22 protein-coding genes are annotated in these 25,937 nt (G+C 75.2%); 15 read left to right on the forward strand and 7 right to left on the reverse strand.

Going from position 1 to position 25,937, the window contains the following annotated elements:
* Positions 1 to 65 precede the first annotated feature (65 nt).
* From JOE43_RS03965 to JOE43_RS03990, 6 genes are all read left to right on the forward strand, one after another.
* Positions 66 to 779 (forward strand): ANTAR domain-containing protein, encoded by a 714-nt coding sequence (locus tag JOE43_RS03965; protein WP_307803230.1) that lies wholly within the window; start codon positions 66 to 68, stop codon positions 777 to 779.
* Positions 776 to 1,489 (forward strand): GAF and ANTAR domain-containing protein, encoded by a 714-nt coding sequence (locus JOE43_RS03970; RefSeq protein WP_209514890.1) that lies wholly within the window; start codon positions 776 to 778, stop codon positions 1,487 to 1,489. The genes JOE43_RS03965 and JOE43_RS03970 overlap by 4 nt, the downstream gene beginning before the upstream one ends.
* 59 nt (positions 1,490 to 1,548) lie before the next feature.
* Positions 1,549 to 2,919: a GNAT family N-acetyltransferase gene (locus JOE43_RS03975; RefSeq protein ID WP_209514893.1), complete on the forward strand. Its 1,371-nt coding sequence runs from the start codon at positions 1,549 to 1,551 to the stop codon at positions 2,917 to 2,919.
* Positions 2,920 to 3,022: 103 nt separating this feature from the next.
* Positions 3,023 to 4,198, forward strand: coding sequence for an acyl-CoA dehydrogenase (locus JOE43_RS03980; protein WP_209514894.1), 1,176 nt, complete (start codon positions 3,023 to 3,025; stop codon positions 4,196 to 4,198).
* A complete protein-coding gene (locus JOE43_RS03985; protein WP_209514896.1) occupies positions 4,192 to 5,598 on the forward strand; it encodes a bifunctional PIG-L family deacetylase/class I SAM-dependent methyltransferase in 1,407 nt (468 codons plus the stop codon). Before JOE43_RS03980 ends, JOE43_RS03985 begins: the two co-directional genes overlap by 7 nt.
* Complete coding sequence (locus JOE43_RS03990; protein WP_307803231.1) at positions 5,595 to 6,404, forward strand: glycosyltransferase family 2 protein; 810 nt, start codon at positions 5,595 to 5,597, stop codon at positions 6,402 to 6,404. Before JOE43_RS03985 ends, JOE43_RS03990 begins: the two co-directional genes overlap by 4 nt.
* 147 nt (positions 6,405 to 6,551) lie before the next feature.
* On the opposite strand, the gene JOE43_RS03995 is transcribed toward JOE43_RS03990, so the two are convergent.
* Positions 6,552 to 7,160: a MarR family winged helix-turn-helix transcriptional regulator gene (locus tag JOE43_RS03995; RefSeq protein ID WP_209514898.1), complete on the reverse strand. Its 609-nt coding sequence runs from the start codon at positions 7,158 to 7,160 to the stop codon at positions 6,552 to 6,554.
* Positions 7,161 to 7,429: 269 nt separating this feature from the next.
* On the opposite strand from JOE43_RS03995, the gene JOE43_RS15455 reads away from it, so the two are divergent.
* The 3 genes from JOE43_RS15455 to JOE43_RS04005 all read left to right on the forward strand — a co-directional run bounded on the left by JOE43_RS15455 (position 7,430) and on the right by JOE43_RS04005 (position 10,243).
* Positions 7,430 to 7,966 carry a hypothetical protein gene (locus tag JOE43_RS15455; protein WP_245187103.1) on the forward strand — a complete coding sequence of 179 codons (537 nt, stop codon included), beginning with the start codon at positions 7,430 to 7,432 and terminating at the stop codon, positions 7,964 to 7,966.
* A 67-nt stretch (positions 7,967 to 8,033) separates the two neighbouring features.
* A complete protein-coding gene (locus JOE43_RS15460) occupies positions 8,034 to 8,849 on the forward strand; it encodes an ABC transporter ATP-binding protein (protein WP_307803232.1) in 816 nt (271 codons plus the stop codon).
* Positions 8,846 to 10,243, forward strand: a complete 1,398-nt coding sequence (locus tag JOE43_RS04005; protein ID WP_209514902.1) for an ABC transporter permease — start codon at positions 8,846 to 8,848, stop codon at positions 10,241 to 10,243. The genes JOE43_RS15460 and JOE43_RS04005 overlap by 4 nt, the downstream gene beginning before the upstream one ends.
* A gap of 19 nt (positions 10,244 to 10,262) precedes the next feature.
* On the opposite strand, the gene JOE43_RS04010 is transcribed toward JOE43_RS04005, so the two are convergent.
* Positions 10,263 to 10,760, reverse strand: coding sequence for a glutathione peroxidase (locus JOE43_RS04010; RefSeq protein ID WP_209514904.1), 498 nt, complete (start codon positions 10,758 to 10,760; stop codon positions 10,263 to 10,265).
* A gap of 143 nt (positions 10,761 to 10,903) precedes the next feature.
* Here JOE43_RS04010 and JOE43_RS04015 point away from each other — a divergent pair, with 143 nt between their 5' ends.
* The gene (locus JOE43_RS04015; RefSeq protein ID WP_209514906.1) at positions 10,904 to 11,863 is read left to right on the forward strand and encodes a helix-turn-helix transcriptional regulator; all 960 of its coding nucleotides are present in this window, start codon (positions 10,904 to 10,906) and stop codon (positions 11,861 to 11,863) included.
* A 3-nt stretch (positions 11,864 to 11,866) separates the two neighbouring features.
* On the opposite strand, the gene JOE43_RS04020 is transcribed toward JOE43_RS04015, so the two are convergent.
* A complete protein-coding gene (locus JOE43_RS04020) occupies positions 11,867 to 12,160 on the reverse strand; it encodes a hypothetical protein (RefSeq protein ID WP_209514908.1) in 294 nt (97 codons plus the stop codon).
* Between the two features lie 211 nt (positions 12,161 to 12,371).
* Here JOE43_RS04020 and JOE43_RS04025 point away from each other — a divergent pair, with 211 nt between their 5' ends.
* Positions 12,372 to 12,746, forward strand: a complete 375-nt coding sequence (locus tag JOE43_RS04025) for a hypothetical protein (protein WP_209514910.1) — start codon at positions 12,372 to 12,374, stop codon at positions 12,744 to 12,746.
* A 136-nt stretch (positions 12,747 to 12,882) separates the two neighbouring features.
* On the opposite strand, the gene JOE43_RS04030 is transcribed toward JOE43_RS04025, so the two are convergent.
* Both JOE43_RS04030 and JOE43_RS04035 read right to left on the reverse strand, forming a co-directional pair.
* Positions 12,883 to 13,602 carry a hypothetical protein gene (locus JOE43_RS04030; RefSeq protein ID WP_209514912.1) on the reverse strand — a complete coding sequence of 240 codons (720 nt, stop codon included), beginning with the start codon at positions 13,600 to 13,602 and terminating at the stop codon, positions 12,883 to 12,885.
* A 130-nt stretch (positions 13,603 to 13,732) separates the two neighbouring features.
* Positions 13,733 to 14,641, reverse strand: a complete 909-nt coding sequence (locus JOE43_RS04035; protein WP_209514914.1) for a diacylglycerol kinase family protein — start codon at positions 14,639 to 14,641, stop codon at positions 13,733 to 13,735.
* Positions 14,642 to 14,719: 78 nt separating this feature from the next.
* On the opposite strand from JOE43_RS04035, the gene JOE43_RS04040 reads away from it, so the two are divergent.
* Both JOE43_RS04040 and JOE43_RS04045 read left to right on the forward strand, forming a co-directional pair.
* Positions 14,720 to 15,154 (forward strand): DUF4383 domain-containing protein, encoded by a 435-nt coding sequence (locus JOE43_RS04040; protein WP_209514916.1) that lies wholly within the window; start codon positions 14,720 to 14,722, stop codon positions 15,152 to 15,154.
* A 134-nt stretch (positions 15,155 to 15,288) separates the two neighbouring features.
* A complete protein-coding gene (locus JOE43_RS04045; protein WP_209514918.1) occupies positions 15,289 to 15,942 on the forward strand; it encodes a heme oxygenase (biliverdin-producing) in 654 nt (217 codons plus the stop codon).
* 151 nt (positions 15,943 to 16,093) lie between these two features.
* On the opposite strand, the gene JOE43_RS04050 is transcribed toward JOE43_RS04045, so the two are convergent.
* Positions 16,094 to 17,401, reverse strand: a complete 1,308-nt coding sequence (locus JOE43_RS04050) for an ATP-dependent RecD-like DNA helicase (RefSeq protein ID WP_167261487.1) — start codon at positions 17,399 to 17,401, stop codon at positions 16,094 to 16,096.
* Between the two features lie 161 nt (positions 17,402 to 17,562).
* Between JOE43_RS04050 and JOE43_RS04055 the strand changes: the two genes are divergently transcribed.
* Positions 17,563 to 18,561 (forward strand): hypothetical protein, encoded by a 999-nt coding sequence (locus JOE43_RS04055; RefSeq protein ID WP_209514920.1) that lies wholly within the window; start codon positions 17,563 to 17,565, stop codon positions 18,559 to 18,561.
* Positions 18,562 to 18,667: 106 nt separating this feature from the next.
* Complete coding sequence (locus JOE43_RS04060) at positions 18,668 to 19,717, forward strand: LacI family DNA-binding transcriptional regulator (RefSeq protein ID WP_209514922.1); 1,050 nt, start codon at positions 18,668 to 18,670, stop codon at positions 19,715 to 19,717.
* A gap of 239 nt (positions 19,718 to 19,956) precedes the next feature.
* Here JOE43_RS04060 and JOE43_RS15465 read toward each other — a convergent pair whose 3' ends face one another.
* On the reverse strand, positions 19,957 to 25,806 hold the full coding sequence (locus tag JOE43_RS15465) for a GH92 family glycosyl hydrolase (protein ID WP_307803233.1): 5,850 nt from the start codon (positions 25,804 to 25,806) through the stop codon (positions 19,957 to 19,959).
* Between the last annotated feature and the right edge of the window lie 131 nt (positions 25,807 to 25,937).

Genomic DNA, 25,937 nt, shown 5'->3' on the forward strand with positions numbered 1-25,937 from the left:
GGGCCCCGGCGACAGGGTCGGCGGTACGGTTGACTCCGAGACCGGAGTGTGCAGGGAGCAGCGACGTGGACGACGAGATGGTGACGGCCGTGGCCGAGCTGCGCCGCGCCTCCTCGACCGGGGGCGACCTGGCTCGTCCGTTGCTCGGCGCCCTGCCCGTGACGGGCCTCTCCATCGCGACGATGGGCGACCTGCTGCCCACCGGGACGGTCGCCGCCACCGACGACCAGGCCGCGCGGCTCGACGAGCTGCAGTTCGACCTCGGCGAGGGCCCCTGCTGGGACGCCGTCGCCGCCCGCCGACCGGTGCTCGAGCCCGACGTCGCGGGCTCGCCCGTGCGCGTCTGGCCCGCGTTCTCGCGGGCGCTCGCCGACGAGCCGATCGGTGCCCTCTTCGCCTTCCCCCTGCTGCTCGGCCCGCTCGCTCTCGGCGCCATGGACCTCTGGTGCGACCACGCGCACGACCTGAGCGACGAGCACGCCCTCCGCGCCTCCGCCCTGGCCCGCGAGGTCAGCCGCCACCTGCTGCGCGCCGCCGTCCGCGAGATCGCCGACGAGCAGCACGACGACGCCGTGACCGACCGCTTCTCGCGCCGGCACGTCCACCAGGCCACCGGCATGGTGCTCGCCCAGGTCGGCGTCTCGCCCGAGGACGCCGAGCTGCTGCTGCAGGGCCACGCCTTCGCCACCGGGACGTCGATGCGCGAGGTCGCCGACGACGTCCTGGCCGGTCGCCTCAGCTTCGCCACACGCCCCACGGGCATCGAGGAGTCATCATGACGGAATCCACACGGGAGGCCGCTCTCGTCGACGCCTTCACCACCCTGGCCGACTCGCTCGTCGCGGGCTTCGACGTCATCGAGCTGCTGCAGTCGCTCGTCGAGACCTGCCACGACCTGCTCGACGTCTCGGAGGGGGGCATCCTGCTCGCCGACGACTCGGGCGAGCTCGAGGTCGTCGCCTCGACGAGCGAGGCGACCTCGCTCGTCGAGACCATGCAGCTCGACGCGGAGGAGGGGCCCTGCTGGGAGTGCTTCCGCACCGGCAAGGTCGTCTCGGTCACCTCGCTCGACGAGGGCGACGCCCGCTGGCCGCGCTTCGCCCGCGTCGCGCGCGAGCAGGGCTTCCGCTCGGTGCACGCCGTGCCCCTGCGCCTCCGCGAGACCGTGATCGGCACGCTCAACCTGCTGCGGCACGAGCCCGGCGAGCTCAACGAGCGCGACGTGCGCGTGGCGCAGGCGCTCGCCGACGTCGCGACCATCGGCATCGTGCAGGAGAGGACGCTGCGCGAGAGCACCGCCGTCCGGGCCCAGCTGCAGTCGGCGCTGACCACCCGCGTCGTCATCGAGCAGGCGAAGGGCGTGCTCGCGCACACCCACGACGTCAGCACCGACCAGGCCTTCGAGCTGATGCGGTCGCACGCGCGGCGCACCCGCACGCGCCTCGCCGACGTCGCCCGCGGGCTCGTGGAGCGGCGGCTGACGCTCTAGCCGTCGGCTCCTCCCTCCGGCCGACGACAGCGTCGGCGGCGCGCCCTACGCTGGCCGTCGTGGCTCCCTTCGACGACGACTTCGACATCCGTTCCTTCCCCGCCGCGCTCGAGCCGACCCCGGTCGCCGATGCGGGCGACGCCGCTGACGGTGCCGCCGGCGACGCCGCGGGCGACGGCGCCGCGCCCGCCGAGCCGCGCGCCGACGCCGACTCGACGGCCTGGACGCGGGCGGTCACCCTCGGCTTCCACAACGCTGAGCCGGACGCCGGCACGATCGGCCGCGAGACGCAGCGCGGCGTCGTCGACGGCCGGCTCTACACGGGCGTCTACGCGAAGGAGGCGCGGGAGGGCTCCCTCGCCGCCTCCGGAGTGCCCGTGGGCACCTTCGTCAGCCTCACCCGCTCGATCAACGTCGGCGGCGGGCGCCTCCTCGACGCGCACCTCGTCTCGGGCGTGACCGTGCAGCCGACCTACCGCCGTCGGGGCATCCTCCGCCGGCTGATGACCGACGACCTGGCCGCCGCGAAGGGCGCGGGCCTCGCGGTGGCCGCGCTGACCGCCAGCGAGGGCGTGATCTACCGCCGGTTCGGGTTCGGGCCTGCCACCCGCGAACGCAAGGTCGAGGTCGACCGGCGCCGCGCCTCCGGCCTGCTCTCCGAGCCCGCGGGCAGCGTCGACCTGGTCGCCCGCGACGAGGCGTTCGAGGCGACGGCCCGCGAGGTCTTCGCCCGGTTCCACCGCCGCAGCCCGGGGTCGATCGACCGGCACGAGGGCGTCTGGTCGCACCGGCTGCACGGCGGCCGGCCGGGCGGCGTCTCCGACCCCGCGATCCGCGCCGCGGTGCACCGCGACCCCGCGGGCGCGGTCGACGGCTACGTCACCTACAAGCTCGACGAGGGCGCGACGACCGTGCTGATCGTCACCGACCTCGTGGCGGCGAGCGACGACGCGTACCTCGGCCTCTGGCAGCTGCTGCTCGAGGTCGACCTCGTCGACACCGTCCGCTACGAGCAGGCTCCCCAGGCCGACCCGCTGCTGCACGCGCTGGTCGACCCCCGCGCGATGCGCATCACCCACGACGAGGACCACGTCTGGCTGCGCGTGCTCGACCCCGTGGCGGCGCTGCAGGCGCGGCCGTGGTCGGCCGACGGGGTCGTCACGCTCGCGGTCGCCGACGCCCTGGGGCACGCGGCCGGCACCTTCCGGGTCACGAGCGAGGGCGGCTCGGCGACCGTCAAGCGCGCGGGCGTCCGCCGGGCCGACCTCGACCTCGACGTCGCCACGCTGGGCTCGCTCTGGCTCGGCGGCGTCGACCCCGTGACGCTCGCCGGGGCCGGGCTCGTCCGCGAGCGCCGCGCGGGCGCGGTGCAGTCGCTCCGGGCGATGCTCGCGCCCGACCGGCCGCTGCACGGCATCACCTCGTTCTGACGGCGGGCCCGGCCGCTCGGGCGGCCAGGGCCGCACACGCCGCCGTGCCCTCTGTGGGGGACAACGCTGGGTGCAGGCCGTGCACGCCCCGTACGGTCGGAGCATGCACTTGTCGCGCGCCGTCCCGCCAGGGTCGACGACCTCCTTCGTCCGTGCTCACCTGCCGGCCTCCGTCGCGGAGGCCCTGGGCCTCGCCGCGAGCCTGACCGACCCCGGAGCGCAGGGAGGCGCGGTGCCCGCCCCCGGCACCGGCCAGACCGCGGATCTCTGGCGCGCGCTGGCCACGCTCGCCGCCCACGACCTCTCCGCGGCGCGGGCCGTCGAGCCGCACCTCGACGCGGTCGCCGTCCTCGAGCAGGCGCGGGAGGCCGGCCAGGTGGCGCCGACCGCTACGGACGCCGCTGGCTCGGGTGGCCGGGCCTCCGCGGCCGGGCCGCTCTGGGGCGTCTTCGCCGCCGAGGGCCCGGGGGTGCGGCTCGACGCCACGCGCGCCCCGGCCGTCGCGGTCGACCCCGCCGACCCCGGTGCCCCCGCTGCCGACGGCGCTGCGACCGCCGCCCCCGAGCGCTGGACGCTCACCGGCGTCAAGCCGTGGTGCTCCCTCGCCGACCAGCTCGACGCGGCCCTCGTCACCGCCTGGGCGGGCGACGAGCGCCGTCTCTTCGCGGTCGACCTGCACCAGCCCGGCGTCGAGGTCGTGCCCGGCACGTGGCACGCCCGCGGCCTGGTCGAAATCCCCTCCGGCCCCGTCCGCTTCGACGACGTCGCGGCGAGCCCGGTCGGCGAGCCCGGCTGGTACCTCCGCCGACCCGGCTTCGAGTGGGGCGGCATCGGCGTCGCCGCCTGCTGGTACGGCGGAGCGGTCGGCGTCGCCCGCACCCTCCACGCCGCGACGGTCGGCCGCGAGCCCGACCCCTGGCGGCTCCGCGCCCTCGGGGTGGTCGACGAGCGCCTCGGCGACGCGCGGCGTGCGCTCGCCGAGGCCGCCGACCTCGTCGACGCGGGCGAGGCCACCGGGCGGGAGGGGCGCCTCCTCGCCAAGCGGGTGCGGGGAACGGTCGCCCGCGCGGCCGACGACGTGCTGCGTGTCGTCGGCCGGGCCCTCGGGCCCGCGCCCCTGGCGCTCGACGCGGCCCACGCCGCGCGGGTCGCCGACCTCGAGCTGTACCTCCGCCAGCACCACGCGGAGAAGGACGAGGCGTCGCTCGGCGGCGCCGTCCGCGAGCTCGCCCTCGGCGACGGGGCCGACGCCCCGGGGGAGGGGGTGGACCCGTGGTGAGCTTCGACGCCCGCGAGCCCGGCACCTCCGCCGCCACGTGGGAGGCCGACCCGCGTCTGGCGGCGCTGCCGGCCGCACCGCGCCTCCCCGGCTCCCTGCTCGTGCTCGCGGCACACGCCGACGACGAGACGCTCGGCGCCGGCTCGCTGATCGCCGCCGCGTCACGGCGGGGGCAGCCCGTCACCGTCGTCGTCGTGACGGACGGCACCGCCTCGCACCCCGCGTCGGAGACGACGACGAGCGCCGAGCTCGGCGAGGTCCGGCGCCGCGAGGCCCGGGCGGCCCTCGACGAGCTCGGCCCCGGGGTCCGGCTCGTGATGCTCGGCGTGCCCGACGGGGCCGTGCGTGAGCACCGCGAGGCCGTGCGCGACCGGCTCGTCGACCTCGTCGACGAGCTCGCTCCCTCCGCCGTCGTGTCGACCTGGCGCGGTGACGGGCACCGCGACCACCGCGTGCTCGGCGAGCTGGCGGCCGAGGTCGTCGCCGGCGCCGAGCCGGAGCCCGAGCTGCTCGAGTACCCGGTCTGGATGTGGCACTGGGGCTCGCCCGGCCACCCCGACGTGCCGTGGGCGCAGCTGGTGCAGCTGACGGTGGACGAGGAGGCGCGGGTCGCCCGCCAGCACGCCCTCGCCCGCTACGTCAGCCAGGTCAGGCCGCTCTCCGCGCGACCGGGCGACGAGGCGGTGCTGCGGCCGGAGTTCCTCGCCCACTTCGCCGCCGGGCGCGACGTGTTCGTGCGCTCGGCGCCCGCGGTCGCGGTGCCCGCCGGCGCGCCCACCGCCGATGACGCTCGGGCCGACGACGCCTCCCGCTTCGACGGGACGCACGCCGCCCGCGACGACCCGTGGGGCGTCACGACGCGCTGGTACGAGCGCCGCAAGCGAGCCCTCGTGCTCGGGGCCCTGCCCGACGAGCGGTACGGCGCGGTGCTCGAGGTCGGCTGCTCGATCGGCGTCGTCACGGGCGAGCTCGCCGCCCGGGCCGACCGGGTGCTCGCGCTCGACGTCTCGCCGGTGGCCGTCGAGCGTGCCCGCGAGCGGCTCGCCGACCAGCCGCACGTGCGGGTGGAGCGGGCCGACGCCTCCGAGGGGCTGCCCGAGGGGCGCTGGGACCTCGTCGTGCTCGGCGAGGTCGGCTACTACCTCGAGCCCGGTGCGCTGGCCGCCCTGCTCGACGGCGTCGCCGCCGCGCTCACGACGACCGGGACGCTCGTGGCCTGCCACTGGCGGCACGGGGCCGACGACTTCGCGCAGGGAGGCGACGAGGTGCACGCCGCGCTGGCCGCCTGGGCCGAGCGCGCCGGGCTGCGCCGCGTGGTGCAGCACGTCGAGGCCGACTTCCTGCTCGACGTGTTCTCGCTCGACGGCCGGTCCGTCGCCGAGCGGACGGGTCTCCGGTGAGCGCGCCCGCGCCCTGCGCCGTGCCCGCCGACGACGCGCGCGACCGGGCCTCCGTCGCGGAGCCGGCGCGCGACTCCTCGCCGGCCCCGGTCATCGGGGTCGCCGTCGTCGTGCCGGCCCGTGACGAGCAGGAGCTGATCGAGCGCTGCCTCGCCTCCGTCGCCGAGGCGCGCCGTCGGCTCGCCGAGGAGCGCCCGGAGGCGCGGGTCGTCATCGTCGTCGTGGCCGACGGCTGCACGGACGACACCGTGCGGCTAGCCCGGGCCGTGCCCGGCGTCACCGTGCTCGAGACCAGCGTCCACAACGTCGGGCTCGCGCGGTCGGCCGGCGTCGAGTGGGCGCTCGCGGAGCTGGGCCGGGGCGAGGGCACGGGCGGGCCCGCGACCGTCGCGGACCGCGTCTGGATCGCCAACACCGACGCCGACTCGCAGGTGCCGCCGGGCTGGCTGACGTCGCAGCTCGACGAGGCCGACTCCGGGGCGGACGTCGTGGTCGGCACCGTCCGGCCCGACTTCGCCGACCTCAGCCGGGAGCAGGTCGCCGCCTGGACGGCACGCCACACCCCCGGGCGGCCGAACGGGCACGTGCACGGGGCGAACCTCGGGGTGCGGGCGTCGCGGTACGCGGAGGCGGGGGGCTTCGGCGACCTCGACCTGCACGAGGACGTGACGCTCGTCGGGCGGCTGCGCGCGGCCGGGGCGACCCTGCTGGCGTCGGAGGCGGGCGAGGTGCTGACCTCGGGGCGTCGCGTCGGGCGCACGCGCGGCGGCTACGCGGGCTACCTCGCGAACGACCTGCTCGCCTGAGCGCCCGCGCGGCGCCGGCGCGGGCGCCCGCGCCGCGCCGCGCCGCGCATCGAGGTGCCCCTTCCTGGGCCCTCCTCCGCGCGCAGCCCACAGGAGGCGTCACCTCGACGTCGTCGACCGTCGCGGCGCGGCGGGGACGCGACCCGACTACTCGGCGGGCAGCGCCCCGTTGCGGTCCAGCGCGGCGCCGAAGTCGAGGAAGGCGTCCGCCATGCCCCGGTACTGCGGCGCGCTGAAGACCTCGGTGAACGAGCGACGGTAGACGCCCGCGATCTCGACCGCCGCCGCGCGGCCCTCGTCGGTGAGGCTGACGATCACGCTGCGACGGTCGCCCGGGTTCGGGCGACGGTCGAGGTGCCCGCTGTCGATCAGCCGGTCGACGAGGTTCGTCATGGCGCCGCTCGACAGCTCGAGGTACTCGGCGGCGCGCTTCGGCGTGACCGCGTCGCCCGCGGCCGACACGTAGAACAGGAACCGCAGGTCGGTGAGCCCGAGCCCGTGCTGACCGCCCTGGTGGTTGAGCACCCGCGAGTGGTGCAGCATCAGCAGCCGGAACGAGTTCAGCAGGCGGTCGAGGTCGAGCTCCGCGTCGACCTCGGAGAAGGGCGGCCGGTCGAGGGCCGCGAGCGGGTCCTCGTCGACCTCGGAGTCGAGCTCGGGGTCGTGCCCGAGCTCCATCTCGTCGACGGGCGAGGCGGCGTCGGGCGCCGGCAGGGTGGTCGAGGTGGGGCCGTCCGTGGCCGTGGTCATCGTCATGGTGCTCCGGTCTGGGGGCGGCCTGTCGCCGCCCGGTCGGGGTGGGGACGCCGTCCGTGGCCTCCCCGTGCCTCTCATGTTCCGTGAATCTCGACCGTCGAGATACCCCCACTACTGGGCGGCACGCCGCAGGGCCCGCCCCGAGGGGCGCACGAGCGAGCGCCGCAGACCGAGAGGAGTCGCGGTGCCGGCAGGGGGGACAACCCCCGTCCCGCTCCGGGTGGTGCCGTCATGTCGGCCGCCCCCGCCCCACGGCGACGATGGATCCCATGCAGAAGACCTCCGCCGCCGGCCCCGCCGCACGCCCCGTCCGCCCCGCCCGCCGCGCCGCGCGCCTCGCCCTCGTCGCCTCCGCCGCCCTCTCCGTCGTCGCCCTCACCGGCTGCTCCGCGATCACCGACGCCGCGCTCGCCGCCGTCGGCTCCGCCCCGGTCCAGGAGCGTCACTTCGACACCGCCGTGGAGGCGCCCCGCCCGTCGAACTCCGACGACGTCGCCTGGTTCCTGCCCGAGTGGGTGCCCTCCGACGCCCGCGACATCGACGTGCGCCTGCACACCTCGCAGCCGGGCTACGAGATCAGCTTCACCAGCGCCGACGGCGTCGACCTCGCCGCCTGCGAGCCCGTCGACGGCGACCTCGGCGGCCCCGCCCTCGAGCCCGAGGTGCTGCCCGACGACCTGCCGACCACGGGCCTCGTCAGCTGCGGCGACGGCCGCGTCACCGCCCAGGTCGGCGACCGCTGGCTCGGCTGGACCACCGTCGAGCCCGTCCCCGGCGACGACGGCTCGGGCACGCTCCGCGGCTGACCCGCCCGCCCCGCGCACCCGCCCCGCCCCCGACTCCCCTCCCACCTCCTCCCCGGAAGGCCCCCTCGTGACGCACCCCACCGCCGCCCGCCCCGCTCAGCCGGCCCGCGCCTCCTCTGCTCCGTCCGCCCCCGTCGGAGGCGCGGCGCCGGTCGCCCGCCTCGCCGACGTCTCGAAGACCTACGGCCGGGGCGACGGCCGCGTCGAGGCGCTCCGAGGCGTGTCGCTCGAGCTCCGCGCCGGCGAGTTCACCGCCGTGATGGGGCCGAGCGGGTCGGGCAAGTCGACCCTCATGCACCTCGCCGCCGGCCTCGACACGGCCACCTCGGGGCAGGTGCTGCTCGGCGACACCGACATCACGCACCTCGACGACACGGCTCTCACCCTGCTCCGTCGCCGCCGCGTCGGCTTCGTCTTCCAGGCGTTCAACCTCGTGCCGACCCTCGACGTGACGGGCAACGTCGAGCTGCCCTTCCGCCTCGACGGGCGCCGCCCCGACGCCGACGAGCGCGCCTGGATCGACCGGCTCGTCGAGACCCTCGGCCTCGGTCAGCGCCTCGGCCACCGGCCCCACCAGCTCTCGGGCGGGCAGCAGCAGCGCGTCGCCATCGTGCGCGCCCTCGCCACGCGGCCCGACCTCGTCTTCGCCGACGAGCCCACCGGCAACCTCGACTCGCGCACCGGTCGCGCCGTGCTCGAGGTGCTCGCCGCCGCGTCGCGCGACCACGGCCAGAGCATCGCGATGGTCACCCACGACCCGGTGGCCGCGAGCTACGCCGACCGCGTCGTCTTCCTCGCCGACGGCCGCGTCGTGCACGAGGTCGGCCGCAGCACGCCCGCCGAGGTCTCCGCCGTCATGCTCGAGCTCGAGGCCGCCGCGTGAGCGCCCGCGAGCTCCTGCGCGAGCACCGCCCGAGCATCCTCGTCACGACCCTCGCCACCACGTTCGGCGTCGCCCTCGTCGGCGCGACCCGGGTGCTCGACCAGGCACTCCGCGCCGACCCCGTCGCCGGCGACAGCGCCACCGTGGGCCAGATGCTCGGGGTCGTCGCCGTCGTGGTGATCGGGATCGCCCTGTACGTCGGCGCCGTCGTCACCGCGAACACCTTCGCGACCATCGTCGCGGGCCGCACCTCCACCATCGCGCTGATGCGCCTCCTCGGCTCCTCCTCCCGCCAGCAGCGCCGGGCGGTGGCGGGCGAGGGCCTCGTCGTCGGCCTCGTCGGCGCCGCCCTCGGCGCCCTGCTCGGCAGCGTGCTCGTCGTCGTCGCGGTGGCCGTGCTGGTCGGCCGGGGCACGCTGCCCGACCTGCCGTACTCCGTGGTGTCGGCCACCACCCTGGCCCCGGCCGTCGTGGTCGTCGCCACCACCCTCGCCGCCGCCTGGGTCGGCTCGCGGAAGGTGCTCGCGGTCACGCCGCTGCAGGCGATCGGCACCGCGCAGGAGGCGCCGGCCCACGAGGCCCCGCGCCGCGTGCTGCGCACCGTCGCCAGCGCCGCCCTCGTCGTCGGCGGCGGGGCGCTGCTCGCCGCCGGCGTCGTGACCGGCCTCGCCGACGCGACCGGGGTCGTCGTCGCCTTCCTCGGCGGGGTCGTGTCGTTCACCGGGGTCGTCGTCGGCGCGCACCTCGTGATGCCCCTCGCGCTGCGCGGCGTCGGCCGGCTCGCCGGCGGCGGCGCCGTGGCCCGGCTCGCCGCGGAGAACGCGGTGCGCCACCCCGAGCGGAGCACCCGGGCCACGGTCGGCATCGTGATCGGCGTCACGCTCGTCTCGACCCTCGCGGTCGCGCTCGGCACGCTGCGGGCCTTCATCGAGAGCATGACGGCCGCCGACCCGGAGTACTTCGCCGAGCTCGACGCGCTGTTCAGCACGACCCTGCTCGTCGTCACGGCGCTCGTCGGTTTCTCGGCCCTCATCGCCGCCGTCGGCCTCGTCAACGACGTGTCGCTCAGCGTGCTGCAGCGTCGCCGCGAGCTCGGCCTGCTGCGCACCCTCGGCGCCACGGCCCGCCAGGTGCGGCTGATGGTGCTGCTCGAGGCCGCCCAGATGACCGTCGCCGCGGTGCTGCTCGGGCTGCTGCTCGGCGTCGTCTACGGCTGGGCGGGCGCGCAGTCGCTGCTCGGCTCGGCCGCGGGCGAGCTCGTGGTGCCGCAGGTGCCCGTCGGGCTGGTCGTCGCGCTCGTGCTCGCCGCCGCGGCCCTCGCGCTCGTGTCGTCGGCGGTGCCCGCCCGCCGGGCGACGTCGGTGCCCCCGGTCGTGGCGACCGCGGTCGCCTGACCGGAGGCCGGGCCCGTGCCTACGCCGGGGCGGGAGTCGGCAGCGCCGCCTCGATCACCGCGACGACCGCCGGGTCGTCGGGCTCGGTGGTCGGGCGGAAGCGGTGCACCGCCCCGTCGGGGGTGACGACGAACTTCTCGAAGTTCCACTTCACCTTGCCGGCCTTGCCCGCCGCGTCGGGCGTCTTCTTCAGCTCCGTGTAGAGCGGGTGCTCCGACTTGCCGTTCACGCGCACCTTCTCCATCATCGGGAAGGTCACGCCCCAGGTCGCCGAGCAGTACTCGTCGATCGCCTCGGCCGAGCCGAGCTCCTGCAGGAACTGGTTGCTGGGGAAGCCCACGACCGTGAAGCCGCGCTCGCCGTAGGTGCGCTGCAGCTGCTCGAGCTTCTCGTACTGCGGCGCCAGGCCGCAGCGGGAGGCGACGTTCACGACCAGCACGACCTTGTCGGTGAAGGCCCCGAAGCGGGTGTGCTCGCCGCGGAGGGTGGTCAGGTCGATGTCGTCCAAGGTGCTCATGTGCTGACCGTACGCCCGGCCGCCGGGTGCCACCGGAGGGCTCGCTGCGACCGGGCTGTGCGGCATGCACGGCGCGGCCCCCTCGGTCAAGCCCCCCTCCCCGAGTTGTCACCCGCGCCTCCCTCGCTGTTCACTCGTGTCTGATGGGTGACGAGGGCGAGGACCGCGTCCGCATCGAAGCGGCCGGCACCGACCTCGACGAGGCCGCGGCCGTCTTCGAGCAGGGCTACAACGGCACGGGGCTCGTCGCGCGTGCGACGGAGCTCGATTTCTCGTACCGCCACTCCGCCACCGGCGACCCCGACCTCACCCTCCGCACCTCGAGGTTCTACGGCGAGATCACCGGCACGATCGAGCCGCCCGGCGAGCACATCGTCCAGTGGCTGAGCCGCGGCCGCGCCGTGATGGACCTCGGGCGCGACGAGGTCCAGGTCGAGGTGGGGGTGCCGGTCGTCTTCCCGCACGGGCGGCCGTTCTCGTTCCGCTACGCCGACTTCGAGCAGAACCTCGTCCACGTCGACGACGTGCTGCTGCACGAGGTCGCCGCCGAACGGGAGGGCGCGGCCCCCGGCTCGCTCCGCTTCGACCACTCGGTGCCGCCCTCGCCGGCGGCGCTCGGCAGCTGGAACAGCACGGTCCGGCTCATCGCCCAGACCTACCTCGGCGGCGAGATCGCGCCGATGATGCGCGCCGAGATGGCCCGGCTCGCCGCCGTCGCGATGCTCGACACCTTCAGCCACTCGTCGACGAGCCTGCCGGAGGCGCTGCTCGCGCCCCGGAACGCCTCGCTGCGGAGCGCGGTCGAGTACGTGCACGCCCACGCCCACCTGCCCATCACGGCCGCCGACGTCGCCCAGCACGCCGGCCTCACGGCGCGGGGGCTGCAGCAGTCGTTCAGCCGTCACCTCGAGACGACCCCCACGGAGTACCTGCGGGGGGTGCGCCTCGAGCGCGTCCACGAGGAGCTGCGGGCCGGGTCGCCCGACCGCCTCACGGTGTCCGAGGTGGCCCGCCGCTGGGCGTTCGCGCACCTCGGGCGGTTCAGCGCGGCGTACGTGAAGCGCTTCGGGGAGTACCCGCGCGACACGCTGCAGCGCCCGTAGGCCCTACGCGCCGGCGTCGACCGAGCCGCCCGCCGCCGCGGCGGGGGCGTCGGCCGGGGCGAAGAAGTCGCCGTACGTCGGCCCGGTCGTGACCGAGCGGCGTCGGCCCAGGGGAGGCACCACCGCGAGGCCGGCGTCGCGCGCCGGCCGGCGCTTCGGGTAGCCCTGGATGCGCACCGGGCGCGTCAGGGGGTCGGAGACGTAGCTGCTCGCGGCCTCGTCGGCCCCGGCGGCGGCGGTCGTGGCCGGGGCGGCCGTCTCGGCGGCCGGGTCGGTCGTGGTCGTCGTCGTGCTCACGTCTCCTCGTTCCTCGAGGATCGGCCAGCCTCGTCGTGTCGTGCGCGACGCTCTGCGACCGCGCCTCCTCAACCTAGGGAGGCGCCCCCGGGGTGGGCAGGCGGGTCGTCCCCGATGCGAACAGGGTGTGCCGTCGTCGGACGGCCGGGGGCTCGGGCCCCGCCGCGCGTAGCGTGAGGGGCATGCAGACGAACCAGGTCGTGGCCCAACCGTGAAGCGCCTCCACTACGTCGAGGGCCACGTGGTCACGGGCGACGACATCGCGGAGGCGGTGGTCGCCTACGCGCGCGCCCTCGCCCTGCGCGGGCGGTCCGACTCGGTCGACCTGCCCGGCATCGACGTCGACGGCGAGGAGCGGCGCTTCCAGCTGCTGCTCGGCCCCTCGAGCCAGATGCTCGTCTCGCACGAGCCGTGGCACGGGGACGAGCTGACGGACGCGGAGCTGGTCGCCGACGTGGGCCGGCGTGGCCTGCTGATCTCGGGCCCCGACCCCGTCACCACGCCGAGCGGCGGCAGCCCGGTCGCGCTCGTGCCCCTCGAGGCCGACGAGTTCACGCCGGTCGAGATCAGCTCGCCCGAGAGCTGAGCACGCCGGAGCTGAGCGCCCGGGAGCTGAGCGTCCGGGAGCTGAGCGTCCGGGAGCTGAGCGTCCGGGACGACGGAAGGCCCGCCCTGCGTGAGCAGGGCGGGCCTTCCGTCGTCGGGGCGCGAACCCCAGGGTGTTACTTGGTGGCGACGGTGATCTTCGCGACGCCGACAAGCATCTCGTCCTGGACGGCGTCGGTCTTGAAGGTCTGGTTCAGCAGCGCGGCAGCGTCGGGGCTGATGTGCACCGTGGTGCCCTCGAGGATGGCGTTGTCGCCCTCGGTCTGCAGGGGCTTCAGCGAGCCGCCGTAGAGGTTGAAGAGGTAGGCGTCCTCGGCGGCGACGGTGCCGTTGGCGGTGACGGTGCCGTAGAGCTTCGACTCGCCCGGGTCGATCCGGAAGTCGGTGAGCTCGACGACGGTGCCGTCGGCGGCGGTCAGCGACAGGCCGGAGCCGTCGTGGTCGATCTCGCCCTGGACGTAGGGGCGCACGTCGCTGGCGGGGTCGTAGTAGTCGACGTTGCCGCCCGTGATCGGGAAGGAGAACGTGCCGGTGGCGGAGTCGAAGCCGGCGGTGCCGACGACGCCGGGGGTGAGGCCGAGGCTGGTGAGGGCCTCGACGAAGGACGCGTCGACGGCGACCTGCGTGTCGACGCCCTTGCTCAGGTCGGGCAGCGAGGCGACGGGGGTCGCGGCGGCGCTGGGCTCGGACGAGGCCGAGGAGGACGACGAGCTCGACGAGCCGGCGTCGGACGAGGTGTCGTCCATCGAGCAGGCGGCGAGCGAGAAGACGAGGGCGCCGGAGGCGACGAGGCCGAGGCCGACCTTGGTGATGCGCTTGCGAGTGAAGGCGTTCATGATCAGGTCCTTTTCTGTGGTTCCCGGTGGGGTGCAAGGGATTCGCCACCGGTCCCGACACGGATTGGTCCCGCTCGTCGCTCTCAGGAGACGGTCAGGTGCGGCAGTCCGCACCGCACGCGTCACCGCCTCAGAGGCCGGGCCCGCCGTAGACGCGGAGCGCCCCGGGCGCGACCTCGACCGTGACGGGCAGCGCTCCGATCCGCTCACCGTCGGCGTAGGCCACGACGTCGTCCGACTCGATCACCACCCGCCGGGCACGGTGCACGTGCACCCGCGGGTCGTCGAGGTGCGTCCCGGCGGCGACCCGGGCGAAGAGCCTGACGAACTGCAGGCGGGTGAGCCGCTCGACGACGAGCACGTCGAGCATCCCGTCGTCGAGCCGCGCGTGCGGCAGCACCCGCATGCCGCCGCCGAACGACTGGCCGTTGCCGACGCTGACCAGGGTGCCCCGCACCTCCGACGCGACGCCGTCGATCTCGAGCCGGTACGAGAGGTGGCGCAGCGCGAGCAGCTCCAGCGCGAGCGCGAGGTCGTAGCGCCGACGGCCCCTCGGCCAGCGCAGGCGGTTCGCCCGCTCGTTGACCACGGCGTCGAACCCGGCCGAGAGCATGCAGCCGAACCAGGTCGACTCGTCGCCGCGCGTCACCCGGCCGGCGTCGATGACGGTCGCGGGTCGCTCGAGGCGGTGGACGAGGAGGCGCGTGGCGGCCGCCACGTCGTCGTGGGGCAGCCCGAGGGCCCGGGCCATGTCGTTGCCGGTGCCGGTGGGCACGACCCCCAGCCCGACCGGCGTCCCGGCCACGAGGTCGACGCCGAGGGCGACCATGCCGTCCCCGCCGACGACGACCAGGGCGTCGGCGCCCCGGTCGAGCTCGCGGCGGACGGCGTCGACGAGGGCCGCGTGCGACTCCTCCTGCAGGGGCGTCACGGCGTGGCCCGCGTCGCGGAGGGCGGCCACGACCCCGTCGCCGACCCCCCGGCGGCGCCCGGTCGAGGCGGAGGGGTTGACGGCGACCACGAGGCGGAGCGGGGGCATGCCCCTGATCATGGCACCGCGCCTCCCGCGGGCCCCCGCGCCGTGCGCGGCCCCCGGCCCACCTGGCATGATCGAGGGATGACGACCACGACGACGCCCGCCGCCTACGAGCCCACGATCCGCGAGTCCCCGAACCGCGCGCTGGGCCTGACGATCGGCACGGTCGTGCTGCTGCTCGGCGCCGTCGGCTTCTTCGCGGAAGACATGGGCTCGTTCGTCAGCACCGAGGGCGCGCCCCTCGGGCCGTGGAACGTCAACCCCGCCCTGATCGTCATCTGGGTGCTGACCGGTGCCGCCCTGATCATCGCCGGCGCCTCGGGCCGTGCCGCCGCCCGCTCGATCAACCTCGCGGTCGGCCTGCTCTTCGTCGTCTTCGGCGTCGCCGGGTTCCTCGTCCGCGACACCGAGGCGAACTACCTCGCGCTCAACCTCGGCGACGACATCACGCACCTCGTCGCCGGTGCGCTGCTCGTGCTGACCGCGGTCGGCGCCGAGCGTCGTCGTCGCCGCTGAGCCGCCGCCGCTGAGCGGCGCGTTCACGGTGGACTCCAGGGCGCGGCCCTGGCCGACCCGCGCCTCCCCCGCTATGGTTAGGCTCACCTAACCGGCCTCGTGCCGGGTCGCCGACCGGATCGGAGGTGGGAGCGATGTCCGTCGTCATCCCCTTCTCGCAGGCCCTCCGTGAGCGCACCTCGGCCAGCGCCTCCGGCGTCGACGCGGGCTGCTCGTTCATGACCGACCTGATGACCGGCCGCGGCACCCGCGACGACTACGTGCAGATGCTCGCGCAGCACCACTTCGTCTACGAGGCGCTGGAGCGCGTCGCCGAGCGTTGGGCGGGCGACCCGGTCGCCCGGCCGTTCCTGTCGCCGGCGCTGACGCGGCTGCCCGCCATCCGCGCCGACCTCGAGTTCCTGCTGGGCGAGGGGTGGAGGCGCCGCATCGAGCCCCTGCCCGTGACGGCCCGGTACGTGGCCCGCATCGAGAGCGCCTCCGGGTGGGTGGGCGGGTTCATCGCGCACCACTACACGCGCTACCTCGGCGACCTGTCGGGGTGCCAGATCATCCGCACGCTGATGCAGCGGCAGTTCGGCTTCGAGACGAACGGCGTGGGGTTCTTCCTCTTCGCCGAGATCGCCCGCCCGAAGGAGTTCAAGGGCACCTACCGTCAGCAGCTCGACGCGGTCGACTGGACCGCCGACGAGCGCGAGCGCGTGATCGACGAGGTCGTGGTCGCCTACCGCTTCAGCACGGAGCTCTTCGTCGATCTCGCCGCCGCGAAGGCCGCCGCCGCCGCGTAGCGCGCCGGCGCCCCTCCTCGCTCACGAACCCCGTTCTCGCACGCGAACCCCGCCGCGGCGGGGTTCCCGTGCGAGAACGGGGTGTCTCCGGGAGCGGGGTGCCGCGCGGACGCGGGCGCGCGCGGGAGTGCGCAGGCGCGGGCGCGACGCGCTACGCGGTCGCGGCGTCCTCGGCGGCGCGGATCGCGGGCACGCGCGTCGACTGGCTCATGAAGCGCCGCACGTCGAGGTCGACGATGATGTCGGCCGGGCGCAGCGGCCGCGTCAGGTAGAGGCCCTCGAGGGTCGTGATGCGGCTCAGCGCGACGTAGGTCTGCCCCGCGCTGAACACCCGCGACCCGAGGTCGACGACCGCGCTGTCGTACGTCTTGCCCTGCGACTTGTGGATCGTCACGGCCCAGGCCAGCCGCAGCGGGAACTGCGTGAACTCCGCCACGACGTCCTTCTTCAGCTGCTTCGTCGTCGCCGACCACGAGTACGCGAACTTCTCCCACACCGCCGGCTGCACCTCGTGCTCCTCGCCGTCGACCTCGACGAAGACCGTGTCTCGCACCTTGGTCACCGTGCCGGTGGTGCCGTTCACCCAGCGCTGGTCGGGGTCGTTGCGCAGGAACATCACGCGCGCCCCCGGCTTCAGCTCGAGCGCGTCGTCGGCGGGGTAGGCCCGGCCGCCGAACTCGCCGCTCACCTCGGCGCGCGCGGTCAGCACGCGCCCGGGCAGCCGCTCGAGCTCGACCTTGTTGATGCGGGTCACGGTGTCGTTGCGCGTGGCGAGCGTGATGGCCGAGCCGTCGGTCGGAGCGGGCCGCGCCCCGGCCGCGTTCAGCGCCCCGGCGATCTCGGCCGTCACGCGCCCGTGCCGCACGGCGTTCAGCATCTCCTTGAAGTCGCCCGCCGTCTGCCGGTGGATGAACGCCAGCTCGTAGATGCGCAGCGAGGCCTCCTGCCAGACGTGCGCGTCGAAGAACCACATCGAGCGGTAGTTGTCGCGGAAGTACGACTTCTCCTCCAGGTCGCCCGGCACCGGGGGCAGCTGGTACGGGTCGCCGAACAGCACGACCTGCACGCCGCCGAAGGGCTCCGAGCGGCGCTGGCGCGCCTGGCGCAGCGAGCGGTCGATCGCGTCCATCAGGTCGGCGTTGACCATGGAGACCTCGTCGATGACGAGCGTGTCGATCGTGTTGAGCAGCTTGCGCAGCTCGCTCTTCTGCTCGATGTCGTGGTCGGCGATCAGCCCGATCGAGAGGCGGAAGAGCGAGTGTATCGTCTGCCCGCCGACGTTCAGCGCCGCGACGCCGGTGGGCGCGCAGATGACGATCTGCTTCGAGGTGTTCCACGACAGGTGGTTGAGCAGCGTCGACTTGCCGGTGCCCGCGCGGCCCGTCACGAAGACGTTCTCGCGCGAGTTCTCGATCGCGTCGAAGACCGCCTGCTGCTCGGCGGAGAGGGCGACTGGCACGGGCGGGACGACCTTCCGGGGGCGGGGCTGATCAGGGGCGAGGGGGAGGCGCGGCGAGGCCGGGGCGACCGGCCCCGGTGACCGCGGCCGGAGCACCCAATCTACCCGCGACTCCTCTCGGGCACGGCTCGCCGTGACCTGCTCCGACCTATGCTGTGGACATGTCTTCTGCTGTGGGGGAGAGGAGACCCGCCCTGCGCCGGTGGCCCTTCGTCGCGATCTGGGGCGGGGCCGCCCTCCTCGTCGTGATCGGGTTCGTCGTGACCGTGTCGGCGCTCAACGCGACCCTCTACGGCGCCGCCGGCTTCGCGCGCGGCTACCTCGACGCCGTCGACCGCGGCGACACCTCGAGCGCCCTCACCCTCGCGGGCGTCGAGCAGACCGACGAGCTCGAGGACTCCCTGCTCGACGTGCCCTCGCTCGGCGGCCTGGAGGACGTGCACGAGGTCTCGCAGCTCTCGCTCGGCGACGGCACGCGCACGGTCACCCTCGGCTACACGCTCGACGGCGTCGAGGGGCAGTCGCAGTTCGTGCTCACCCGGGCGGGCACGCGGTTCGGCGTCTTCCAGGCCTGGCGCTTCGCGCAGCCGCCGACGGCCATCCTCAGCGTGACGCCCGAGCACGACCCCCGCTTCACGGTCGACGGCCGCGTCGTCACGACCGCCGGCGGCGACGTCGCGACGCGCTTCACCGTGCTCGCCCCCGCGCGCTTCGAGCTGTCGCACGAGAGCACCTGGCTCGAGGCGCCGACGGTCGAGGCGAGCGTGCTCGGCGTGGGCTCGACCTCGTCGGCGACGGTGGCGACCGTGGCCCGCGCCTCCTTCGCGGAGGAGCTGCAGGGCCAGCTCGACGACCAGCTCGACGACACCTGCGTCACGCAGTCGGTGCTGCTGCCCGCCGGCTGCCCGTTCGGTCGCCAGGTCGACGACCGCGTCACGAGCGACCCCGTCTGGTCGATGGTCGAGCACCCGCAGCTGGCCGTCGTGCCGTCGGCGACGCCCGGCCAGTGGCTCGTGCAGGAGACCCCCGGCACCGCCCACCTCGTCGTCGAGGCCCAGTCGCTCTTCGACGGCCGCCGCTACACGATCGACGAGGACGTCCCCTTCACCGTCAGCTACCAGATGACCATCGGCACGGACGACCAGATCACCTTCCAGTAGCGCTCCGCGGCCGCAGGGAGTCGCGGGTCGGCCGCCCGGCAGGGCGCGCGCCCCGGTCCCGGCGAACGCCCCGGGTCCGCATCGGCCGCGCTGCCATACTGTGCCGATGATCCCGGGCGACGAGCACGCTGGTGCGCCGACGGGGGCCTCCGCGGCCCCCCGAGCGGCCGTGACGCTCGTCGACGTCGCCGCCCGCGCCGGCGTCAGCCTCAAGACCGCGTCGCGCGCCGTGAACGGCGAGCCGCACGTCGCGGAGGAGACCAGGAGGCGCGTGGTCGAGGCCGCCGACGCCCTCGGCTTCCGCCTGAACAGCATGGCCAGCATGCTGCGCCGAGGCATCCGCTCCAGCGTGGTCGGCTTCGTCACCGGCGACCTCGCCAACCCGTTCTACGCGGCGATCGCGTCCGGGATCGAGCAGGAGCTGCGGGGCCACGGCATGCAGCTCGTCGTGGCCAGCACCGACGAGGACCCGGTGCGGGAGCGCGAGCTGGTCGACGAGCTCGTCTCGCGCCAGGTGCGGGCGCTCGTCGTGGTCTCGACCCGCGCCTCCCACGCGGAGCTCGCCTCGGTGCAGGAGCGCGGCGTCCGCGTCGTGCTCGTCGACCGCCCGCCGGTCGGGCTCGAGGCCGACACCGTGCTGCTCGACAGCGTCGCCGGGGCCCGCACGGCCGTCGAGCACCTGCTCGCCCACGGGCACCGGCGGATCGGCTTCGTCGGCGACTTCTCGCGGCTCTCGACGCACCACGAGCGCCTCACCGGCTTCGGCGAGGCGATGACCGCGGCGGGCGTCGACGACTGGCGCCGCTTCGTGCGCGAGGACCGGCACGACGCGGCCTCGGCCCGCTCGGGCGTGAGCGACCTGCTCGCGCTGCCCGAGCCCCCCACGGCCCTCTTCGCCAGCAACAACCGCGTCACGACGGGCACCCTCTCGGCGCTGCGCGGCCTCGCGGTGCCGCCGGCGCTCGTCGGCTTCGACGACTTCGACCTCGCCGACGTGCTCGGCGTGACGGTCGTCGCGCACGACACCGTCGAGATGGGGCGCCAGGCGGCGCGGCTCGCCCTCGCGGCGGGGGAGCCCCCGCGGTGCGTCGTGGTGCCGACCCGGCTCGTGCCGCGCGGCTCGGGCGAGGTCGCGCCCGGCGTCAGCTGGCGCTGACGCGTCGCCGCGCCGCCGCGCTGCCCGCCGCCGCACGCCGCTGCCCGCACTGACGAACCACGTCCTCGCAGCCGAACCACGCCGCGGCCTGGTTCGGCGGCGAGGACGTGGTTCTTTTCCGGGCGCGCGGTCGGCGCGACGCGGCGGGTCGACAGAGACCCCCGTGCGGGCACGGGGGTCTCTGCGGTCAGGGCGAGCCGGGCGAGCGGGGCGGCGGGGCCGCCCCGCCGCCCCGGCCGCTAGGCGTCGTCGCCGACGGCCAGCAGGTGGCGGCGCCGACGTCGCGCCGCCTCGATCGCCAGGGCGAGCGCCCCGGCGGCGAGCAGCACTCCGGCGACGAGCCCGCCGTCGACCGGCGACTCCGGCCGTCCGCCCGTGTAGGCGAGCGACCCGTCGTACGAGCCCGGACGCAGCGGGGCCACGCCGGTCGCGGACGGTGCCGTGTCGACCACCGAGAAGGCGACGCGGACGGCTGCCCGCGACGTGCCTCCCAGGGCCTCGACCTCGTGGGCGCCGGTCGCCGCGCCGGCCGGCACGGTGAACGAGCCGCTGACGAGGCCGTCGGCGCCCGCGGTGAGGGTGCCGAGCGCGATCGGGTCGCTGAACAGCGTCAGCGAGACGGTCTCGCCGGGCGCGAAGCCCGCGCCCTCGACCGGCACCACCGTGCCGCGCGTGGCGGAGTCGGCGAGCACCCGCAGCGACGGCGTCCACGCGCCGGGGCCGCCGGGGTTGCCGGGCTCGCCCGGGTTGCCGGGGTTCCCGGGGTTGCCCGGGTTCCCGGGGTTGCCGGGGTTCCCGGGCTCGCCCGGGTTGCCGGGGTTCCCGGGGTTGCCGGGGTTCCCCGGGGTGCCGGGGTCGCCCGGCTCCTCCGGCTCGACCGGCGCCGCCGCGACCGTGACGGTCGTCGTCGCCGAGGCGCTCGACCGCCCGTCGTCGGCCGTGACCGTCACCGTGTAGGTGCCCGGCAGCGCGTAGGTGTGCGCTCCCGAGACGACCCCGCCCGAGACCGTGCCCGCGGTGACGGCCGTGCCGTCGCCCCAGTTCACGGTCGCCGTGACGGTGCCGTCGGCCGCGTCGCCGACGCCGCCCGCGATCGTCGCGAGCTCGCCCGCGACCTCGACGCCCGCCGTGCCCGTGAGGCCCGCGGCCGTCCCGGTCACCACGAGGTCGGCCGGGGGCGCGAGGCGCGTGCCGTCCGTCGCCAGCGCGAACACGTGGATGCGGCCGGCGGCCCGCGGGTCGCCTGTCTGCACCGGCAGGGTCAGCGAGACCGCCGTCTTGCCGGTCGGCAGCGTGACCGGTGCCGTGGCGTAGACGCCCGCCACCGCGCCGTCCGAGCCGTTCGCCCCGTTCGTGCGGCCGTCCGAGGTCGCGACGACGACGTTGCCGAACGCCGGGGCGGTGACCCCGGCCGTCCAGTCGCCGAACTCGATCGGGAAGGGCTGGGTCGAGCCGTCGTCGAAGGTCAGCGTGCCGACCGTCTGCTGGGCCCGCTCGTTCGCCGTGCCGATCACCGACAGCTGGGTGACGTCGTCGCCGAGCTCGAGCGGCAGCACCTGGCCGGCGCCGGTCGCGTTGTCGGGCTCGCCCGCCGGGATCGCCGGCAGGTCGAACGTCAGCGCGGTGCCGGGCACGGCGACCGTGGTGCCCTGCACGAAGCCCTTCTCCGTGAGCGACTGCCGCTTCAGCCCGTTCTGCAGGTAGTCGCAGTTCGCGGCCTGGCCCGGCTCGCCGAGGCAGACGCTGTCGAAGGCGCCGACCAGCGAGGGAGCGGTGCGGGTCACCACGACGTCGGCCGTGGTCGAGGCCGCCTCCGTGCCGTCGGTCGCCGTGACGATCGCCGTGTAGGTGCCCGGCGCGTCGAACACGTGCGCCGGGGCCGTGACGTCCCAGCCGCCGAGGGCGGTGGGCGTGAGGGTCGCGCCCTGCGGGCCCTCGCCGTCGAGCCAGTCGACCGTCGCAGTGAGGCCCTCGGGGACGTCACCCGCGCCTCCTGCACCGCCGGAGGCGCGGGTCACGGTCGCGACGGAGCCCGAGAACTCGGCCCCCGCCTCGCTCGTCAGGCCCGGCTTGCCGGTCAGCGTGAACTCCCCGGCGGGCGCCGTGGTGTCGGCCATCAGCTCGAGCTCGGAGAGCGTCATCGCGCGCCCGTCGGTCGTGCCGGTGGCCGTGAGGCGGTACCAGGTGAACGGCCGCGGGTCGGTGACCGTGAACGGCCTCGTCTGCAGCGCCGACGGGAACGTCTGCGCGGTGCGCTCGTCGAGCGGCAGCCAGGTGGTGCCGTCGGTCGAGCCCTCGAGGGCCCAGCCGGTCGGCGCCGTCGAGCCGTCGGGGCCGTTCGTCAGCGTGTAGCGCGAGATCGTGACCGGCCCCGACGCCGAGCGCCAGGTGACCGCCGCGTCGGGCGCGTCGAAGGCGACCGCGGTGCGGGCCGAGTCGTCGGCGAGGCGGTCGACGACCGTCCCGTCGCTCGAGCTCAGCACGCCCTGGCCGGCCGTCGTCGCGTCGACGAGGGGCACCGGCACGTCGACGGGCTCGGGGGCGTGCGCCGCCCACGTGCTCGGCTGGGTGCCCATGGTCAGGTCGAGCACGCCGCCGGCTTCGACGTCGTCCTGGCTGAGCGAGACGGTGTCGATCGCCGCTCCGTTCAGCCGGGCCGACTGCACGTACACGGCGTCGTTCGAGTTGCCCTCGGCGCGCACCGTGAACTCCCGGCCCGACCCGAGGTGGATCGTCGCCTCGTCGAACAGCGGGGAGCCGATCGTGTACGAGTCGGTGCCCATCGCGAGCGGGTAGAAGCCGAGCGCCGAGAAGAGGTACCACGACGACATCTCGCCGTTGTCCTCGTCGCCGGGGTAGCCCTGGCCGATGTCGCTGCCGACGAAGAGCCGCTGCGTGATCTCGCGGACGACGCGCTGCGTGGTCGCGGGGTCGCCGTTCGCCGCCGAGACGTAGGGGATGTGGTGCGAGACCTGGTTGCTCATGCCGAGCTGCCCGATCCGGACGTCCCGTGCCTCCAGCATCTCGTGGATCACGCCGCCGTACCCGCCGGGCTTGTCGGCGTCCTCCGGGGTCGCGTAGAACTCGGCCAGCTTGGCGTCGAGCCCGTCCGAGCCGCCGTAGAGCGCGGCCAGGCCGGCCACGTCGAACGGGGCGTGGAAGGCGAAGTTCCAGCCGTTCGTCTCCGTGTACGCGCCTCCCCACGACTCGGGGTCGAAGGTGTCGGGCGACTCGGCGAAGGTGCCGTCGGCGCCGCGGGCCTGGAAGAAGCCGACCGCGGGGTCGAACAGGTCCACGTAGTCGCGCGACCGGTCGAGCAGCCAGGCCGACTCCTCCCTCAGCTGCCCACGCCGCGCCTCCGGGGTGGCCGGGTCGTCGGCGAGCGCCGCCGCCATCTGGCCGAGCCCGAAGTCGTTGATGTTGCCCTCGAGGCCCCACGAGACGCTCTCGCCGGTGCTCGACGGCGTGTAGCCGAGGAAGAGCGACTGGTCGAGGCCCTTCCGGCCGACGCCGCTCTCGGTGGGCTGCACCGACGCGTTCTTGAGCGCGGCGTCGTAGGCCTCGAGCGCGAGGTCGCCGCTGACGGCGCCCTTCAGGTAGGAGTCGGCGAACGCGACGTCCGAGCTGGTGCCGGTCATGAGGTCGGCGTAGCCGGGGCTCGACCAGCGCGCGATCCAGCCGGAGTCGCGGTACTGCTGCACGAAGCCGTCCATGAGCTCGCTCGCGACCTCCGGGTAGAGCATCGAGTAGGCGGGCCAGACGGTGCGGTAGGTGTCCCAGAAGCCGTTGTTGACGTAGATCTTGCCGGCCTTCACCTGCGCGTTCGTCGTCGTGTCCGTCGCCGCGCCCTCCTTCGGCGCGACGGGGCTGGCGTACCGGTAGTCGGGCGCCGAGGCCGTGCCCGTGTTCTCGAACTGCGAGTTCGGGTACATGTTGAGGCGGTACAGGCTGCCGTAGAGGGTGGCCAGCTGGTCGTCGCGGGCCCCCTCGACGGTGATGACGCCGAGGCGGTCGTTCCAGAGCTGCTCGGCGGCGCCGCGCACCTCGTCGAAGCTGCGGCCGGTGACCTCGAGGTCGAGGTTGCGCGTCGCCTGGGCGGCCGAGATGAACGACGTCGCGAGGCGCAGCTCGACGACGCCGGCGGGGCTGTCGCCGCTCGGCGCCGTGGCGTCGAACGAGGCGTAGCGGGCGCCGTCGCGGTCGCCCGCCGCGGTGCCGACCGAGGTGGGCGTGCGGTCGAACGTGCCGGAGACGAACATGCGGCTGGCGCCGGCCGAGAGGCCGGAGCCGTTCTCGACCCAGCCGCTGACGCGGCCGTCGGCCGAGACCGTGAGGCCCGAGCTGCCGGCGACGCGGTCGACGATGACGCTGCCGGCCCGGGCCGTGCTGCCGGGGTCGGTGCCCGCGGTCTCGGGGAAGGCGAAGCGCAGCACCGCGCCGTGGTCGGTCGGTGTGACGGCGGCCTCGAGGCCGCTCGTGGTGGCGACGCTGTAGAGGTCCGGTCGCGCGACCTCGGCCCCGTGGTCGAACTGCAGGGCCCGTGTGGCGAGCGAGGCGTCGGGCGCCCCCGCGCCTCCCGCACCCGCGACGGTGGTCGACGGGAGGATCGCGAGCTGGTTCCGGTCGCCCATCCACGGGCTCGGCTCGTGCGAGACGCCGAGGCCCTGCAGGCGGGGGAGGTTCTGCGCGTCGTTGCCGCGGGCGTAGTCGTACAGCCACGACTGGCTCGACGCGTTCGTCATCGGGGTCCAGAAGTTGAAGCCGTTCGGCACGGTGGTCGCCGGGACGTTGTTGCCGCGCGAGAAGCCACCGGTCGCGTTGGTGCCGCGGCGCGTGTCGACGTGCGCGACGAGGCTGCTGCCGTCGACGCGGGCGGGCGCCGGGTCGAGGTCGAGGTCGTCGACCCAGCCCTGGAAGCGCGTGTCGGCCGTGCCGCCGTCGTTGTCGTAGGTGAACAGCACGCGCTCGACGGTCTGGCCGGCGAGGTCGCCCAGGGGCACGCGGACCGAGTTCCACTGGTCGGCGTAGAGGATCTTCGCGGCGCCCTGGTCGGCGGCGGAGGTGCCGCCGCCCTGGCCGTCGACGACGCCGTCGGCCGCGCTGACGAGTGAGCCGTCGCTGAGCTGCAGGTCGACCGCGGCGTAGGTGGCCGGGTACTGCAGATCGCCGCCGAGCTCGGGGAAGACCTTGTACGAGAAGACGGAGTCGTCGCCGATGAGCAGGTCGAGGTCGTCGTAGAGCACGTTCGTCGCACGGGCGGGGCCGTCGGCGGTGTGCTCGCCCGCGTAGCGCAGCGAGCGGGTGCCGCTGAAGCCGGCGCCCGGCTTCATGTTCGGGCCGCTGACCGGGCCGGTGCCGACGACGGTCACCATCGGGCCGGCCGGAGGCGCGGTGTCGGTCCCGTCGCCCAGGCTCCAGTCCGCGAGCTGGGTCAGCCCCGCACCGGCGTTGGCCGTGATGTCGAGGCGGTACGCGTCGTACGCCCCGGGCGTGGTGACGGCGTACTCGTTCGTGGCGCCGCGGCTCGCGAAGGCGATGCCGGTGAGGGTCGTGATCGGGGTCCAGGTGGCTCCGCCGTCGGCCGAGCCCTGGAGGGTCACGTCACGCGGGTCGCGGGTGGGGGCGTCGCCGCCGCTGGTGAGCGAGAACTCGGCCGCGGTCTGCGGTGAGTCGAGCAGGTAGGTGATCGAGGCGGTGCGCTCGAAGGCGAGCCACTTGCTCGCCGCGTTGCCGTCGGTGAGGTTGATCGCGACCTCGCCGGGGGCGTTCTCGGCGGTGGCGGTGACCTCGGTCACGTGGCCGAGCAGGCTGCCGGCGGGGAGGCCGGTCGAGCCGGAGACGTTCTCGCTCGGGGCGACCGAGGCCGACCCGGGGTCGACGTCGGTGAGGGGCGTGCTGGCGAGCGGCTGCGCGTCGGCGGCCTCGAAGCTCGTCCGCCAGTCGCTGCCCGCGACCGCGGCGGCGCGCGCGTCGGCGCCGCGGGCGTCGCCGGAGCCGCTCGCGCTGCCGGAGCCGCCCGGTGCGGCGGCCGCGGGCCCGGCGCCGGTGAGGGCGCCCGTGACGGCCAGGGCGATCGCGGTGGTGATCACCCCCGCCCGTCGTGCCTGCTGCTTCGCGGAACTCCGTCTCCAGCCCGCGCCCCTGCGCTGCTGCTCGTCCGTGCGGACACGACCTGACGCCATCGTCACTCTCCTGGTGTTGATCCCGTGATCGGGGGTGC

This window comes from Frigoribacterium sp. PvP121, assembly GCF_017833115.1.
Lineage (GTDB): Bacteria > Actinomycetota > Actinomycetes > Actinomycetales > Microbacteriaceae > Frigoribacterium > Frigoribacterium endophyticum.